Here is a 14,965-nt window from a genome sequence, read left to right as displayed (position 1 = left end):
TGTGGCGTCACCGCAAGCGGCTCGGCAATCGAGTTGCGCTGATCTTCGAAGTACCCGAAGCGCGGCACCTGGCGGAGTTGCGGCTCGTCGGCGCAGGCAGGCTTGTCGCAACCCTGCGCAAACAACGGCGCACCGGCCGGGGCGGCGTGGGGACCGAGAGCATATTTCTGCTCTTGCGGCAGATAGATCAGCTGCCCGATCTGGGTAAGCGTCAAGGTGAGACGCGAGACCGTCGATCGCGGAAGACCGCAGCGATCGGCGATTTCGCGATTTCCCAGGCGTATGCTTCGACCTTCGAAGCAACGCACGATGTCGAATGCGCGCGACACCACCTGGATCACGCGCCGGTTGTCCGTGCCGGCGGTCTCTTGCGCCATCAGTACCTCAGATCGACGTCCCATCGTTTACGCCTCACTCCTCATTTTCCATACGGGTGAACGAAGCCCACTCTGCTTCGGGCGGCAGACGCCGATCCGCGACATCACTGCCGGGGCGCGCATCGCTCGCGCGCCCGAACTGATGTGCGGGATTCGGCGGCAGTGATCGGCGGCGTGCACCGCGTGGGCGATTGCAGCGGTGCTGCACGGGTTTTTCCGGGATCGACGGTTTGACGCGATGGCCGGTCGCTCCGGCGTTCGGTCTGCCCGCGGTGATCACCCTGACGTTGCGCTCGGCAAAGCGTGCGGCGGGCTCGGCAAGGTCATTCTCAGCCTGTTCGAGGCCGCTGCGCACGGAATGCACGAGCACCTTGTTTTCCAGCCAAGTGAGGCTGCGGCCGCGCGGGGCAAGCAGCTTCGGATGTCTCTGGCCGGCCAGCATCAGGCGGATTCTTTCCCTAGGGTTTTGGGCTTTAATTAATTGATTAATTAGTCACGTGATTAAAGTGGGCGCTCTCCCCTGTCAACCGCCCTCGCTGCAGGGCGCCCCGCGCTCAGCCCGCACCTTCACCCCAACGCCTGTCAGCGCAGTGATCGCGGACCTGTCGTGATGAACTTCGTCAGATTCAGACCGCTGCCGAACGGCGATCGAAATTCCGCGCGCGATAGCGGACATGCCCCGACGATTTGCCGGCCGGTGCGAAACGCAGGCGCAAGCAATTGAGGGCGGAGATCAGGAAGCGGCGTGAGGAAGCAGGCGATAGCGGTTGCCGGAACAGACGCGACCGCTGGCCGGGATGACCGTTACGAGGGCGGACTTAAGCTATGAAAGCTTGGTGGGCGCACCAGGGCTCGCGTGCATTGAACCTCCAGTTTGATTTCCTCTTGTCGGAATGGGGCAAGGCAAATTTCGAGCGAGCCCGGACCAACTAACGATAAGGCGTCGGGAATTCGAGGCACTGGTCCGCTGCATCGCTAAGCCCACTATTCTCGAAGCCCTCTTTTCTACCTACGGGCAGGCAAACTCGCGAGGTCGCCTCCTGATACCCCGTCAAAGGCCTCCTTTCGCCCGCAATTCCACTGCGAGAGGGTTGGAACCAGTTAGGTGCCGGCCTCGGGAGGCTCGCGTCGCGAAATGTCCGTCGCGGAAAGTGCCGAGAAGGTCGGAGCGGATCGCTCGATGTCGTCGGATTCCTCCTCCATCCAATTGAAGCGATCTTTTTGCCATGCCCGGACAAGCTCCGCCTATCGCCGGCTGAGCAGGATGTTGCGGTACTGCAGATCCTTGATCCTCTCGGGCGCAAAGTCGAGCTGGCCAAGGACGTCTTCATTGTGTTCGCCCTGATAGGCCGGCGTGCCGGGCGACGGCAGTTCCGAGCGGCTGAAGATCCAGGGATTGCCCGGCATTCGGACCAATCCGCCGGCCCGGTCATCGACCTCGACCACGGCATTCCACTCCTTGGCCCAATCGGTCTCCACGAACTCGTTGACGGTGCGCACGCGCCCAACCGCGAGCCCGGCTTCACTGACTTGCGCCTGCAACTGCTCGAGATTCTCGAACGTCGTAATCCAGGCGCGGATTTCGGCGAGCAACGGCGCGAGGTTCTGCCGGCGCAGGCTGGCGGTGGCGTAGCGGGCATCGGCCAGCAAATCGCTTCGCCGCATCATCGCGCAGTAGCGCGTGAACATCGGCGAATAGATCGGGCTGGCGGCGATCGTCAGGCGGGTGCCGTCGGACATCTCGAAGATGTGCGACTCATTAGCCGACAGCGCGATAGGCTCGCCGTCGGTGTCGATCCCCGACATCATCGCGCCGGCGCGCTCGTTGACCGACAGCATCGTCGCAGCCATCGACACGTCGACGTGCTGTCCCTCGCCGGTGCGGTTGCGATGCTGGAGCGCGGCGAGCACGGCGATCACGCCCTGCAGCCCGGTATAGACATCGGCATGGCTGCATGAATCGCCGCGTGGCTCCGACAATGCCGCACCGAAATGGTCCTGCACGATCGAGGTCAGGCCGGTCTCGGCCTGCACCGTAGGCGCAAAGGCCGGCCGGTTGCGCCAGGAGGTCGACTGCCCGTAGCCGCTCAGCGAGACATAGATGATGCCGGGGTTGAAGGCACGGACGTCGTCGTAGCTGAAGCCGAACCGCGCCAAGGTGCCGGGACGGAAATTCTCGACGATGACGTCGGCCCCCCTACACAGGCGGGTGACTATCTCGCGTCCCTCAACATAGTTCAGATCGATGCTGAGATTCCGCTTGCCGGCGTTCTGCTGCACGAAATAGAGACCCATACCACCGACGTAAGGCAGTCCGGCGCGGCCAATGTCGCCGGACGGCGGCTCGATCTTGGTGACCTCGGCGCCGAGGTCGCGCAGCGCCTTGGTGCAATGCGGACCGGCCAGCACGCGAGTGAAATCGACCACCCGCAATCCCTGAAGAGGCGCAGCCGACATCGTCAGTCTCCCTCGAAGACAGCTGTTGCCGGGCCCGACGCGAAGAAGGCGTCGGCGCCGCGCTGGCGGTCCCTAGCCTTCCAGATCATGTCGTTGATCTCGACCTGTCGCGCGTCGGCAGCGGCGACGCCGCCGCGCGCCTGCAGGTTCGCCTGCATCTTGATGCCCGCGATGACCTTGGTCGGGCCGGCGGCGAGCTGTCGGGCCATGGTCATCGATGAAGCGCCCAATTCGGCTTCCGGGACGACGAGGTTGATGATGCCCCAGCGTTCGAACGCCTCGGGAGTGTGACGGCGGCCGAGCATCGCGATCTCCTTGGCGCGCGCGATGCCGGCGCGTTGCGCGATGCGCTGCGTGCCGCCGAGCAGCGGCAGCAACCCGACCGCAACCTCGACCTGGCCGAGGAACGCGGTGTTCGCTGCGATAATCATGTCGCAGGTCAGCGCGAGCTCAAGCCCGCCGCCAAGCACGCCGCCATTGACGGCGGCAACCGTGGGAACCGGTACATCCTCGAGACTACGCCAGATTTTTTCGAGACCGGCCTGATCGGTGTGCAGCTTGGTGCCGATTCCCCAGGACGCCATCTCCGCGCCGGCGCAGAAGTGCCGCATCGAGCTACGCAGCAGGATAGCGCGGCAGCCGGCCGCAACCACCGCGTGGTAGGCGCCGACCACATCGTTGATGAGCTGGTCGTCGAGCAAATTGTGCGGCGGCTTCGCCAGCGTCACCACGCCAACCTTGCCGTCCATCTCGTGAAGTACTGTCGTCATCAGGTTCCCTCCGCTCGATGCAAAAGCCGGCCGGCAGCGCTTTCGACGCAGCGTCACGGCGGTCAGACGTCTCCTCGCTGCGGGCCTGCCCGGCGCAGATCCCGCTGTTCTGATGATTTGAATGTCGTCCGTCATAACAAACGTGACAACGTCAAGCTCTGCCAATTATGATGTCGAAGATTGCCAAACGGCCGGAAGAGCCGTTCGTCGGCCTGTCAATCTGTGCCAGCCGGACGTGGAGGAAGTGCCATGAAGCCGATCAAGATCGTGATGCCGATCTCGAGCGACCCCGATGCGCCGACGCAGAGCCTGCTCGGACTCGGCGCGCTGGCCGCCGAGCTGGCGGCGCAGGGCCTGTCGGTTCGGGAGCTGTTTGCACGGACCGGTCTCGATGCCTCCCAGCTCGAGGATCCCCACGCTCGCATCTCGCACCGCCAGCGGCTGGCGATCTACCGCAACGCGATGCGATTGGCGAAGCGCTCCGATATAGGGTTGCTCGCAGGCGCTCGGCAGCGCATCAGCGATTACGGCATTTACGGCTATGCGCTGGTGTCGAGCCGGACATTCGGCGAAGCGCTGATGTTCTCGCTCGATCACATCACCATGGCCGGGCCGGCGGTAAGGCAGATCAGCTTCCGGATCGAGCACGGGACGACCGCGATCCTTCGCAGCCATGGGCTCGACCCGCTCGGCGAGCTGCTGCCGTTCGCCGCGGAATTCTGGCGCAGCTCGATGACCGCGGTGTTCAGCCGCATCCTCGAGTCGCCGTTCCCGAGCAAGAGGATGATCTTTCCGTTTGCCGCACCCGTGCACTGGCGCAACTACGAGCGGATGTTCAACTGCCCGATCGACTTCGGCGCCGATCGCATGGAATGGCATTTCGATGCCAAGGTGCTCGATCTACCCTGCCCCAATGCAAACCCGATCACCGCGAAGATCTGCCAGCAGCTCTGTGACGTCGTCTTGACCGAGCATCCCGGCGAATCCGAGCTAGTAAGGCGGATCAGAGCCGCCTGCCTCAACAGCCCCAGCCGATTTGCGGGCGCGCCGGAGATCGCATCCAAGCTCGGGCTGTCGCTGCGAACGTTCCACCGCAGGCTGGCGGAGGACGGGCAGTCGTTCCAGTCGATCGTCGACGGGATGCGGCAGTCGATTGCGACGGAGTTGCTCGAGAACACCCATCTGGCAATCGATCAGGTCGCCGAGCGTGTCGGCTTTGCCGACGCTACCAGCTTCCGCAAGGCGTTCAAGAAGTGGACCAACCGCTCGCCGTCGGACTTCCGTCACCCTACAGCGCAGCGGCCAGCAGTGTCGCCAGACGCGTGATCAGCAGCAGCGCTAACCCGACCGCCAATGTCAGGAGCTGTCCGAAGCGGAAGTCGTCTGGATCGAGCGCCGCGTTCTGGAGCTGTGCGTAGGTTAGCAGCGATTGACACTCCATATCACCCTCCCGCCATCAGGCATGGTTGTTTCCGGCAATGACGGCGTCCGCCGGCCCGATCCTGCCGACGCATGAGCCGAAGCCGATGCTCGCAAAACCTTCTAGGCTGCAGCGGCCGCGGAAGGTGACTTCATCGCCATCCTCGAGGAAACTGCGGCGCTCGCCGCTCGGAAGCACGGCCGGCCGTGATCCGGCGGCGGTGAACTCGAGCATGCTCGAAAGCTGCGCCGGGCTAGGCCCCGAAATGGTGCCAGTGCCGATCAGGTCGCCCGGCAGCAGATTGCAGCCGTTGATGCTGTGATGCGCGATCATCTGCGCCGGGGTCCAATACAGGTATTTGGCATTGGATGTGAGAATCGCCGCGGCGGGCTGGTTCGCGGCGCGCATCTGCGCGGTCGAGAGCAGGACCTCGAGGTGGACATCGAGTCCGCCGTGCGATTGATCGGCCGCGTCGAACAGATAGTCGAGCGGACGCGGATCGCCGTCCGACCGCGCCAGCGCCGGGACACGGAACGGCGCCAGCGCATCCGACGTGACGACCCACGGTGACACCGAGGTAGCAAAACTCTTGCTGAGGAACGGTCCGAGCGGAAACATCTCCCAGCGCTGGATGTCGCGCGCCGACCAGTCGTTCAGCAGCGAATAGCCGACGATCTGCTGCGATGCTTCGGCGATCGGGACGGGATTGCCGAGCCGGTTGCCGGCAGCGAGGTAGAAGCCCATCTCGAGCTCGAAATCCAGCCGTTCGCACGGGCCAAAGCCCGGCGCTGCGCCCGCCACCGTGGGCGGGCGTTGCCCGAGTGGCCGTCGCACCATCCCGCGCCCCACTTGCACCGACGAGGCACGGCCGTGATAGGCGATGGGCACCCATTTGTAGTTCGCGGGAAGCGGATTTTCCGGCGTCAGCAGCGCGCCCGCCGCCCGCGCATGATAGATGCCGGCGTAGAAGTCCGTGTAGTTCGAGATGCGTGTGGGCAGATGCAGCGTCGCATCCGCGATCGACGTCAGCAATTCGGAGGCGCGGCGCCTGGTGTCATTGGCCGTGCTGCCCTGCCCCAGCAGATCGGCGGCGCGGCGGCGCAGCTCCCGCATCGCCATAGGTCCGAGCGCGAACAGCGCATTGAGCGTGCCTTGCTGGAGCGCCTGGCGGATCGGCGCCGCGAGGTGCTCATCGGAACCGAGCGCTCGCTTCAGGTCGAAGACGAAATCTCCGATCGCGGTGCCGATCCGCGGCTGCGTATCGGCCGCGGTGCTGAAGATGCCAAGCGGCAGATTCTGGATCGGGAAGTCGGTCGCGCCGCCGTTTGCCGTCTCGACAAAACTCCGCCGGGCCGGGTCGTGGGTCTCGTCGAGTTGAACTGCGTTGGTCATGCTGTTTTCCAGGTTCCTCGATGTCACGAGGCTGCGGCTGCGAGAGCCGGCCGCTCGCTGGCCAAAGCCGCTCCGATCTCGGATTGGATGAACTGCGCCGCAAACGCCTCGCGTTCGCGCGCAGCGCGCTCGCTGCGATCCGTTACCGAGAACAGCCAGACGAACAGGAAGGCGAGCGGCATCGAGACCAGAGCCGGATTGTCGTAGGGGAACAGCGCCGTCGGAAAGCCGAGGACGGCGACCCAGACCGTCTTGCTCAGCACGACCAGCACGACCGACGCGACGAGGCCCGCGAGACCGCCGGCGACGGCGCCGCGCGTCGTGGTGCCACGCCAGAACATCGCCATCGCCAGCACCGGAAAATTGCAGCTCGCGGCCACCGACAACGCAAGTCCGGCCATGAACGCCACGTTCTGGTTCTCGAAGGCGTAGGCCAGCAGAACCGCAACGACGCCGATGGCCACAGCCGAGACCTTCGAGACCAGCAGTTCGCGCGCTTCGGATGCCTTGCCGCCGGCCAGCACCTGGCCGTAGATGTCATGACTGACGGCGGAGGCGCCGGCGAGCGTCAGGCCGGCGACGACGGCAAGGATGGTCGCGAATGCCACCGCGGAGATGAATCCGAGCAGCAGCGGACCGCCCATCGCGTGGGCGAGATGGATCGACGCCATGTTCGGCCCGCCGACCAGATCGGCGATCTTGTTGAACTGCCCGGATGCCGCGACATTGAAATAGCTCGGATCCGTCATAAGGATCGCTGCGGCGGCAAAGCCCAGCACCGGAATGATCCAGCAGAAATACGCGACGCAGGCCGTCGCATAGAACACCGATTTGCGGGCCGCGGCGGCGTCCTTCACCGTGAAGAACCGCATAAGGATATGCGGCAGGCCGGCGGTGCCGAACACCAGCGCGAGGCCGAGCGAGATGGCGGACACCGGTTCGGCGAACAGTCCGCCGGGGACCAGAATAGCGGCTCCCTTGGGATGGACGTGGCTTGCGGCCTCCAGCAGCCGTCCGAGGCTGAACTCGAAATGCCACAGGGCAGCCAGCGCGAGCAGCGTTCCGCCGCACAGCAGCAGCACCGCCTTGGTGATCTGAACCCAAGTGGTCGCCTGCATGCCGCCCACGATCACATAAAGGATCATCAGCACGCCGACGCCGAGCACGGCGAAGATGTAGTTGATGCCGAAAAGCAGCTGGATCACCTTGCCCGCGCCGATCAGCTGCGCGATCAGGTAGAACAGCACAACGACGAGACTTCCGGTCGCGGCGACGAGCCGGACCGGCGTCCGCTGCAGGCGAAACGCGGCGGCATCCGCGAAGGTGTAGCTGCCCAGATTGCGCATGCGCTCCGACATCAGGAACAGCACTATCGGCCATCCCGTGAGAAAGCCGAGCGCGTAAATGAAGCCGTCGAAGCCATTGGCGTAGACCAGCGCGGATATGCCGAGAAATGCGGCCGCCGACAGGAAATCGCCAGCGGTCGCCAGACCGTTCTGCACCGGCGTGATCGCGTGTCCGGCGGTGTAGAAGCCCGCCTTCGATCCGGTGCTGCCGGCCGAGCGCCAGGTGATGACGAGCGTGACGGCGACGATAATCAGGAACATTCCGATCGCGATCCAGTCGGGCCCACGCGCCGCCGCGGCGGGCGCGCCCTGGGCCATCGCCGCGAATGGAAACACCACGCAAAGTGCGATCAGCAGCCATCTGGCGATCATCGGCCGAGCTCCCGATTGACTCTGCGCGCGAGTTCGTCGAAGCGCGTGTTCGAGCGCTGAACATAGAAGGCGGTGAAAGCGATGATCGCCGCAACCATGAGAAGGGCGAGCGCGAAGCCGAGCGGCATCGCGCTGCCGGCGAAACTCGCGCCGAGCGCGGCTTTCGCGGTCGAGATCAGCGCGATGAAGCCGAAGAACATGACTAGCGTCAGGATGGAGAGCCACCATCGCAACCTCGCGCGGCCTGAGACGAGCTCTCTGAACGCGCTATCGGCAAGGATTTTTCGCGTGCGCTCGGGCGACAGTTGTGGCATCCGATTCCTCCCTCAGAGACATTTTCCGACCGTCGCGTCCTTCCGCGTGCGTTGCGCCGCAGGGATTCGGGGCTCAGGGCGTCTCTGTTCCGAGGCTCCGAGCATTAGAATCCGGACCACATCCGGCAAGGTGATATCCTGCCAAACTCCGGGTGATTTCATGCCATGCTGGGTGCGCCGCGATTGTCGCGCCATCGCCTGTCTCGACATCCCGGGACGATGCACAAGCCGGAGAGTCGTAATTCGCCTGTCAGCCGACCTACGGGCCGTCGTCGATGCCTGGGCGGCAAAGCAGGACGATACTCCGGGCCGCTCTGAGGACGTCCGCCGGCTCATCGAGTTCGAGCTAACTGTATCGCCCACGGCGCTGCGCGCTGAACGGCACAGCCCCAGGGAGCGCGCCCGCGAATTGGCAGGCGACGCAATCCACAAGGTGACCGACAGTACAGCCAGCCAAGACGATCAGGCCAGCCGCAAGCGCAAGCTGATCAAAGGGCCGGAGGAGTTTCACAAGGTGCGCCGCGACAGAAATCTAAAATGATCACACCCTCAAGATCATTGCCCCATAATAGGATCGAAAGCTTGCTTCGCGCGTTGAATTAGTCAGCCCAAATGGGAGGTCAACAATGATTAAAGAGCGAGACCGACGGGCGCCGACGGCTGCGGAACGCGAAGCAAACAAGGCATTCAAAACTGTCAGGCCGAAGGATGCTATGACGGATTACGCCAAAGCGCAAAAAGCGGTCCATGATAATCGAGAGCGCCTAAAGGCCGAACGGCTGGCGCGGGAGGCAGAAGCGGCCAACCGCACAAAAGTAGACTAAGCGTCCCATGTGGATGATCACGGAGGACCAAAGTTTGTGAGGGTGAAATGGCCCTGCACTTCCGCCGAGTCGATACTGAACTGGAGATATGGATCGCAAGCAGCGACGACTATTCATTCGTCATCAGCAACGAGAGCCGGAGTGGACCTGGATTGCATGGAGAGCCGGGCTTTGTTGCATCATATCGCCCTGACTTTCTGAATATGCCAGCGGCTCACGTATCCGGGTCTCCCTTCAGTTCGTTCGCTGAAGCCGAGCGGGCCTGCAATGCGTTCCTAGGGCGCCTCATCATTAAGGGATGACTACCGTTATCCGCCCGCCGCGGCTATGGCTTCTTCTGCGGCATCGCCGCGGCCGGCCGTTGCAGTCTACGCCGGCGAAGCCAAAGAGCAGACCATCGCCGAATTCCTGCTCAACATCATCCCGAAATAATCCTTCGTGCCCGAAGCGTTTATCGGCTCGTTCAAAAGAAAGGCTTGCAGAGCAAATCGAAGTTTATCGATTGCGATACTGGTTCCGTAACTGGGCTCAATGCGCACGAGGTCCGTCATATGGGTCCAAGCCGACCTCGGCGGTCCGCTTCGCCTTGGTCGGCTTTCCTCCCGAAGGCGGACATTGCAACCTTCTGCAAAGTTCGGCTTTGGGCCGATTTCGTTGCAGAAGTCGAAAGTTGCAGGCCTCAAGATTTTTCGCGAAAACACTGAGCAGCGAGCGATCGATGACCTCAATCGCGTTACCGAAGTCGCCTGTGAATTTTGCGTGAGGCCGTAAGGTCCCTCACATCTTGTACGCGAAAGCCGCGCCCACGGCCCGCAGAATTTTGGTCATCGGCGAAAATCGACTTTTGCAACACAATCGGCCAGAAGCGGAAATCAGCTAACGGTCTACTTTGATATGCGGCAGACGAGCTTCGAACGCGATCGTCGCTCATACGGTCTGGTTGCAGATTCGAGTCCCGCCGGACCCACCAGCAAATCAATTACTTGTCGGGTGGTGTCCCTTCATCGCCCATTTAGGATCATCCACCCGAAATGCCTCACGCCTTCGCGGTAACCATTCTCCACAGCACCTCGGTCAGCACCGCGTAGCCCTTGTCGAGGGCCGCGGGCGCCGTGAACTCGCGCGGATTGTGGCTGAGCCCGCCCTGGCTCGGGACGAAGATCAGCGAGGACGGAACAGATTTCTGGATCGCCAGCGCGTCGTGGCCAGTGATGGTCTTGAACGTCATGGCCTTGAAACCGAGATCCGCGGCGGCAGAAAGAACCAGTGTCACGCCGCCGGGATCAAGCACGGTCCCCGCTCGCCTCTCGTCGGCAGCGATCGAGATACCAACGCCGATCTCGCCCGACTCACGCGCGATTCGCTTCAGAAAGCGATCGCTGATCGCCGAGACCACGGCTTCGGCCTCATGCCGGATCTCGAACCAGACCCGAACACGGCCCGCCACGACATTCGGCGAGTTGGGATAAACGCTGATGCGCCCCGCGGAGGCATGGGCGCCCGCAGTCTCGCTCGCGACCTCCTGGTACAGCGCCTCGATCGCCCGGGCCGCTGCGCGCAGGGCGTCGCGGCGGAACGCCATCGGCATCGGTCCGGTGTGCGAGTAGTCGCCTTCGAACATCACCGATATCTTGCGCGTCATCCACGCGCCGGACACTGCGGCAATGTCGCCAGCCGCCTGCTCCAGGCGATCGCCCTGCTCCACATGCAACTCGACATAGCGCACCGGATTGTGTTCGAGCGGCGTCGTCCCGCAATAGCCGATCGCGGCCAGCGCCTCGCCCAGGGTGACGCCCTCTGCGTCGCTGCACGCATATGCATCCTTCAGGCTCAGGGCGCCGGCGAAAACCGAGCTGCCGGTCAGGCTGGGCTGGAAGCGGGCACCCTCCTCATTGGTCCAGTTCACGACGGCGAGGTTGCGTCGCGCGGCGCCGGGATTGGCACGGCAACGCTCCCTGACGGCCTCGACCGCGAGGATCCCGGCGAGCACGCCGAAGACCCCATCATATCGCCCTCCCGTCGGCTGGGAATCGAGGTGCGAGCCGGTCATGACGACGTCCGTAGACGCCGGTGCCAGCATCGCCACGCCAAACAGATTGCCGATCGCATCGATCCTCGGAACAAGGCCGCGATCGGCGATCTCGTGCAAGAAGAGGTCCCTCGCCTCCTTGTCGCGCGCCGTTCCAGCCAGCCGACACACGCCACCGTCGTCGGTCGCACCGATCCTGGCAAAGCGCGCGATGAGGTCATGCAATGCGGTCATGTCTGCTCCAGCGATGCGATCCAGTTCCTCAGCTCGGTCTGCCGGCAATCATGGCTCAGAATGTCGCGGTGAAGTGCCAGTTTCCAGGCGAGATCGCCACGCCGTTCGTCCGCCTCGAGCGCCGAGAGGTCGCCGGCATAACGCGCGAGCGCGTCCAGATCGGCAAAGAAACCCTCGTCAACCAGGAGCTGTCCGTAGCGCCGGATGACGGCGACGACGTCGTGCAGGCGATATTCGGGATGATACTGCACGCCCCAGAATAGCCCGCGACCGAAACGGATCTCCGCCGCCTGAACCTCGCACATGGTATTCCAGGCGGTGACGGTTGCGGACTGCGGAAGGCGGGTGACAATATCGCTGTGGATGGCCGGCGCGTCGAACACCGCCGCACGGCCAGCATGCATGGGATGAGCGCGGCCGTCAGCCGTCAGCATGATCCTTCGCGCGAACCCGACCTCGCGCCCCGCCGGGTTGAGACCGACCTCGCCGCCCGCTGCGACCGTGGCGAGCTGCAAGCCCCAGCACGAGCCGAACATTGGCACTCCGCGAACGAAGATCTCGCGCACGAGGTCGATCTGCCGCAGCGCTTCGACCTCTCGCTGGTAGATATTGAGGGCCGACCCCGTGATCGCGATGCCGTGGTAAGCTTCGAGCGGTTGCGGCAGCGCGAAGCTCGCATCCGCCGGTGTCGCGATGTCGACGACGACGCGAGGTGCAAGCGACCGCAGGACCGCCGCATAGCTCTCCGCAGGCATTGCGCCCGCCGTCTCGGCGATCCGTCGCCGGCCGGCCAGCGTGTTGCCCTCGAGAACGAGCAGCCTCAGCACGGCTCAGCTTCCAAGATCGCCTCGAATGGCGGCCAGCGTCAGCTGCTTGAACTCCGGCTCGGTCAACGGCCGCGGATTGGCACCCGCAGTCGGATCCTTGACGGCATCGGCCGCGATCGTTCCGGCGTCGGTCTCCTTCACCCCGAGCTCGGCGAGCGTATGCGGCACGCCGAGCTTCTTGCGGAAGGCCAGCAGCCAGGACAGCACGGCATCGAAGTCTTGGCTCGGCAGGTTGAGCGCGCGGGCAATGTGCGGAATCTTGTCGGCGATCGCAGCCTTGTTGCAGACCAGGACATAAGGGAAGACCACACCATTGGTCAGCCCGTGATGGGTATCGTATCGGGCGCCGACCGGATGGGATATCGAGTGGATCGCGCCCAACCCCTTCTGGAACGCGGTGGCTCCCATCGAGGCCGCGGCGAACATGTAGGCGCGCGCTTCGAGGTCGCGACCGTTCTCGACCGCGCGCGGCAGATAGTTATCGACGATCTTCATCCCCTCCAGTGCGATGCCGTCGGCAAGCGGGTGAAATGCCTTGACGCAGTAGGCCTCGAAGCAGTGCGACAGCGCATCCATGCCGGTTGCCATGGTGAGAAACGGCGAGAGACCGACCGCGAGCTCGGGATCCTCGATTGCGATCCTGGGCATCATCATGGGATGGAAGATGATCTTCTTCTCATGGGTATCCTCACGAGTGATCACACCGGCGCGGCCGACCTCGGACCCCGTGCCTGCCGTCGTCGGCACCGCAATGATCGGCGCGATGCCCTTGGTGTTGGCGCGCGTCCACCAATCGCCGACGTCCTCGAAATCCCAGACCGGGCGCGACTGCGCCACCATGAACGCCACGCATTTGCCGACGTCCAGCGCCGAACCTCCGCCCACCGCAATCACGCCGTCATGACCGCCGGCCTTGAAGGCTTCGACGCCGGCCGTCAGGTTGGTTTCGGTCGGATTGGTCTTCACGTCGGAAAACACGGCGAGCGGAATGCCCGCCTCGCGCACACGGTCGACGATGCTGGCGATGAGATCGGTCTTGGCAAGCCCGTGATCGGTGACCAGCAATGGCCTGGTGAGGCCGTTGGTCTGGCACGCCTCGGGAAGCTCGGCAATGCGGCCCGCGCCGGTGACGACGCGCGTCGGAAAATTCCAGGCGCCGGTGATCTGAACGTCCATGTGCTGCTCTCAATGCTCAATGCTCGATGCGAAGGTGGAATGATCTTGGGCGGGTCAGCGCCTCGAAGCCGAGGCGCGACATGCCGACACCACGTCCGGTGTCCTTGAGGCCGGTCCACGCCAGGGCGGGATCGACATAATCGCAGCGGTTCATGAATACGGTGCCCGTTGCGATGCCGTCACCGATACGTTCGGCTGCGGCGGCGTCCTCGGTCCAGACCGATGCAGTCAGGCCATAGGGGCTGTCGTTCATTAGGCCAACCGCCTCCTGATCGGAGGAGACCTTCATGAGACCGACCGCAGGCCCGAAGCTCTCCTCCATCATCACCTGCATGGAGTGATCGACGCCGACCAGGACCTGAGGCATCAGATAGGCCGTACCGATCTTGTCCGCCGGGAACCGGGCCGGATCGATCAGAGGCTGCGCGCCTTTTGCGACGGCCTCGCCGATGTGGGCGCGGACGGTATCGGCAAAGCGTGTCGCCGCCATCGGGCCGAGCGTCGTGTCCTGCGACAGCGGGTTGCCGAGCCGGTAGCGCGCGGTCAGGCCGGCAAAGGCGTCTACAAAGGAGTCATAGATCCGCTCATGCACGTAAATCCGCTCGATGCCGCAGCAGCATTGGCCGGAGTTGTAGAAGGCGCCGTCCACGAGCTGCTCGACCGCGAAATCGAAATCGGCATCCGGCCGCACATAGGCCGGATCCTTGCCGCCGAGCTCTAGCCCGAGGCTGATGAATGTCCCGGCCGCCGCTCGCTCGACGGCCCGGCCGCCGGCGACCGAACCGGTGAAGTTCACATGGTCGACCGAGCGCGATGAGATCAGCTCACTGGTCATGACATGGTCGAGCGTGAGCGTCCTGAACACCCCCTTGGGCAGGCCGACCCGGTCCAGTGCCGCCTGGAAGCGCTCACCGACCAGCAGGGTCTGCGCGGCATGCTTCAGGATCACGGCGTTGCCGGCCAGCAGCGCCGGCACGATGGTGTTGGCCGCGGTGAGATAGGGATAGTTCCAGGGCGCGATCACCAGCACGATGCCGGCAGGAACGCGCTTGATCATGCGGCGGAAGCCGGGCTGCCCGGTCGGCACGATCGGCGCCAGCGCTTCATCGCTGAGCTCGACCAGCACGCGGACCCGCTCCTCCAGGCTGCGCAGTTCGCCGCCATAGCGCACCGGCCGGCCCATCTGCATCGCGAGCTCCGGAACGACCTCGTCGTTCTGCGCCCGCATCTCGTGCAGGAAGGCGAGCATCATGGCCTTGCGCTCGGCGAGCGATATGCTCGACCATTCCTGCTGCGCTTTCCGTGCTTGCGCGAGAGCCGCGGCGACCTCGGCACCCGTTGCGACGGGCCGCCGGGCAACCTCGCTGCCGTCGACCGGCGAAATGCAGACGATATCGTTCACGTGATGTCACTCGTTTTGGAAGGGA

At 64.1% G+C, this 14,965-nt stretch carries 13 protein-coding genes and 1 pseudogene; 3 read left to right on the top strand and 11 right to left on the bottom strand.

Annotation, left to right across the window (positions count from 1 at the left end; all coding sequences use genetic code 11):
* Positions 1–143: 143 nt before the first annotated feature.
* The 4 genes and pseudogenes from J2R78_RS28455 to J2R78_RS28440 form a co-directional block, all read right to left on the bottom strand.
* A pseudogene (locus tag J2R78_RS28455) lies at positions 144–401 on the bottom strand (helix-turn-helix domain-containing protein); the annotation flags it as partial.
* A 10-nt stretch (positions 402–411) separates the two neighbouring features.
* Positions 412–819: a hypothetical protein gene (locus J2R78_RS28450; protein ID WP_253607675.1), complete on the bottom strand. Its 408-nt coding sequence runs from the start codon at positions 817–819 to the stop codon at positions 412–414.
* Positions 820–1,622: 803 nt separating this feature from the next.
* Entirely contained in the window at positions 1,623–2,834 is a 1,212-nt protein-coding gene (locus tag J2R78_RS28445; RefSeq protein WP_225159570.1) for a CaiB/BaiF CoA-transferase family protein, read from the bottom strand.
* A gap of 2 nt (positions 2,835–2,836) precedes the next feature.
* Positions 2,837–3,604 carry an enoyl-CoA hydratase/isomerase family protein gene (locus tag J2R78_RS28440; protein ID WP_092083035.1) on the bottom strand — a complete coding sequence of 256 codons (768 nt, stop codon included), beginning with the start codon at positions 3,602–3,604 and terminating at the stop codon, positions 2,837–2,839.
* A gap of 249 nt (positions 3,605–3,853) precedes the next feature.
* On the opposite strand from J2R78_RS28440, the gene J2R78_RS28435 reads away from it, so the two are divergent.
* Positions 3,854–4,930 (top strand): AraC family transcriptional regulator, encoded by a 1,077-nt coding sequence (locus J2R78_RS28435; RefSeq protein WP_253607674.1) that lies wholly within the window; start codon positions 3,854–3,856, stop codon positions 4,928–4,930.
* Between the two features lie 130 nt (positions 4,931–5,060).
* Here J2R78_RS28435 and fahA read toward each other — a convergent pair whose 3' ends face one another.
* Genes fahA through J2R78_RS28420 form a run of 3 tightly spaced genes read right to left on the bottom strand, consistent with a single transcriptional unit; the run spans position 5,061 to position 8,448 of the window.
* Complete coding sequence (gene fahA, locus J2R78_RS28430; RefSeq protein WP_253607673.1) at positions 5,061–6,416, bottom strand: fumarylacetoacetase; 1,356 nt, start codon at positions 6,414–6,416, stop codon at positions 5,061–5,063.
* A 23-nt stretch (positions 6,417–6,439) separates the two neighbouring features.
* On the bottom strand, positions 6,440–8,134 hold the full coding sequence (gene actP, locus J2R78_RS28425; RefSeq protein WP_256558674.1) for a cation/acetate symporter ActP: 1,695 nt from the start codon (positions 8,132–8,134) through the stop codon (positions 6,440–6,442).
* Entirely contained in the window at positions 8,131–8,448 is a 318-nt protein-coding gene (locus J2R78_RS28420; RefSeq protein ID WP_083715219.1) for a DUF485 domain-containing protein, read from the bottom strand. Before J2R78_RS28420 ends, actP begins: the two co-directional genes overlap by 4 nt.
* A 160-nt stretch (positions 8,449–8,608) precedes the next feature.
* On the opposite strand from J2R78_RS28420, the gene J2R78_RS28415 reads away from it, so the two are divergent.
* Together J2R78_RS28415 and J2R78_RS28410 are read left to right on the top strand one after the other, a co-directional pair.
* Positions 8,609–8,989 (top strand): hypothetical protein, encoded by a 381-nt coding sequence (locus J2R78_RS28415; protein WP_253607672.1) that lies wholly within the window; start codon positions 8,609–8,611, stop codon positions 8,987–8,989.
* A gap of 85 nt (positions 8,990–9,074) precedes the next feature.
* A complete protein-coding gene (locus J2R78_RS28410; protein ID WP_253607671.1) occupies positions 9,075–9,272 on the top strand; it encodes a hypothetical protein in 198 nt (65 codons plus the stop codon).
* 1,036 nt (positions 9,273–10,308) lie between these two features.
* Here J2R78_RS28410 and J2R78_RS28405 read toward each other — a convergent pair.
* The 4 genes from J2R78_RS28405 to J2R78_RS28390 are packed head-to-tail and all read right to left on the bottom strand — an operon-like array spanning position 10,309 to position 14,940.
* The gene (locus J2R78_RS28405; protein WP_253607670.1) at positions 10,309–11,535 is read right to left on the bottom strand and encodes a Zn-dependent hydrolase; all 1,227 of its coding nucleotides are present in this window, start codon (positions 11,533–11,535) and stop codon (positions 10,309–10,311) included.
* Complete coding sequence (locus J2R78_RS28400; RefSeq protein ID WP_253607669.1) at positions 11,532–12,362, bottom strand: gamma-glutamyl-gamma-aminobutyrate hydrolase family protein; 831 nt, start codon at positions 12,360–12,362, stop codon at positions 11,532–11,534. The genes J2R78_RS28405 and J2R78_RS28400 overlap by 4 nt, the downstream gene beginning before the upstream one ends.
* Before the next feature lie 3 nt (positions 12,363–12,365).
* Positions 12,366–13,538: an iron-containing alcohol dehydrogenase gene (locus tag J2R78_RS28395; RefSeq protein WP_168856093.1), complete on the bottom strand. Its 1,173-nt coding sequence runs from the start codon at positions 13,536–13,538 to the stop codon at positions 12,366–12,368.
* A 16-nt stretch (positions 13,539–13,554) separates the two neighbouring features.
* Positions 13,555–14,940, bottom strand: a complete 1,386-nt coding sequence (locus J2R78_RS28390) for an aldehyde dehydrogenase family protein (RefSeq protein WP_076834237.1) — start codon at positions 14,938–14,940, stop codon at positions 13,555–13,557.
* Positions 14,941–14,965 lie beyond the last annotated feature (25 nt).

Origin of the sequence: Bradyrhizobium sp. USDA 4538 (genome assembly GCF_024171045.1) — a bacterium.
Classification (GTDB): Bacteria; Pseudomonadota; Alphaproteobacteria; order Rhizobiales; family Xanthobacteraceae; genus Bradyrhizobium; species Bradyrhizobium australafricanum.
Note: the sequence above shows the minus strand (reverse complement) of the source record. Positions and strands in the feature narration are given on the sequence as shown.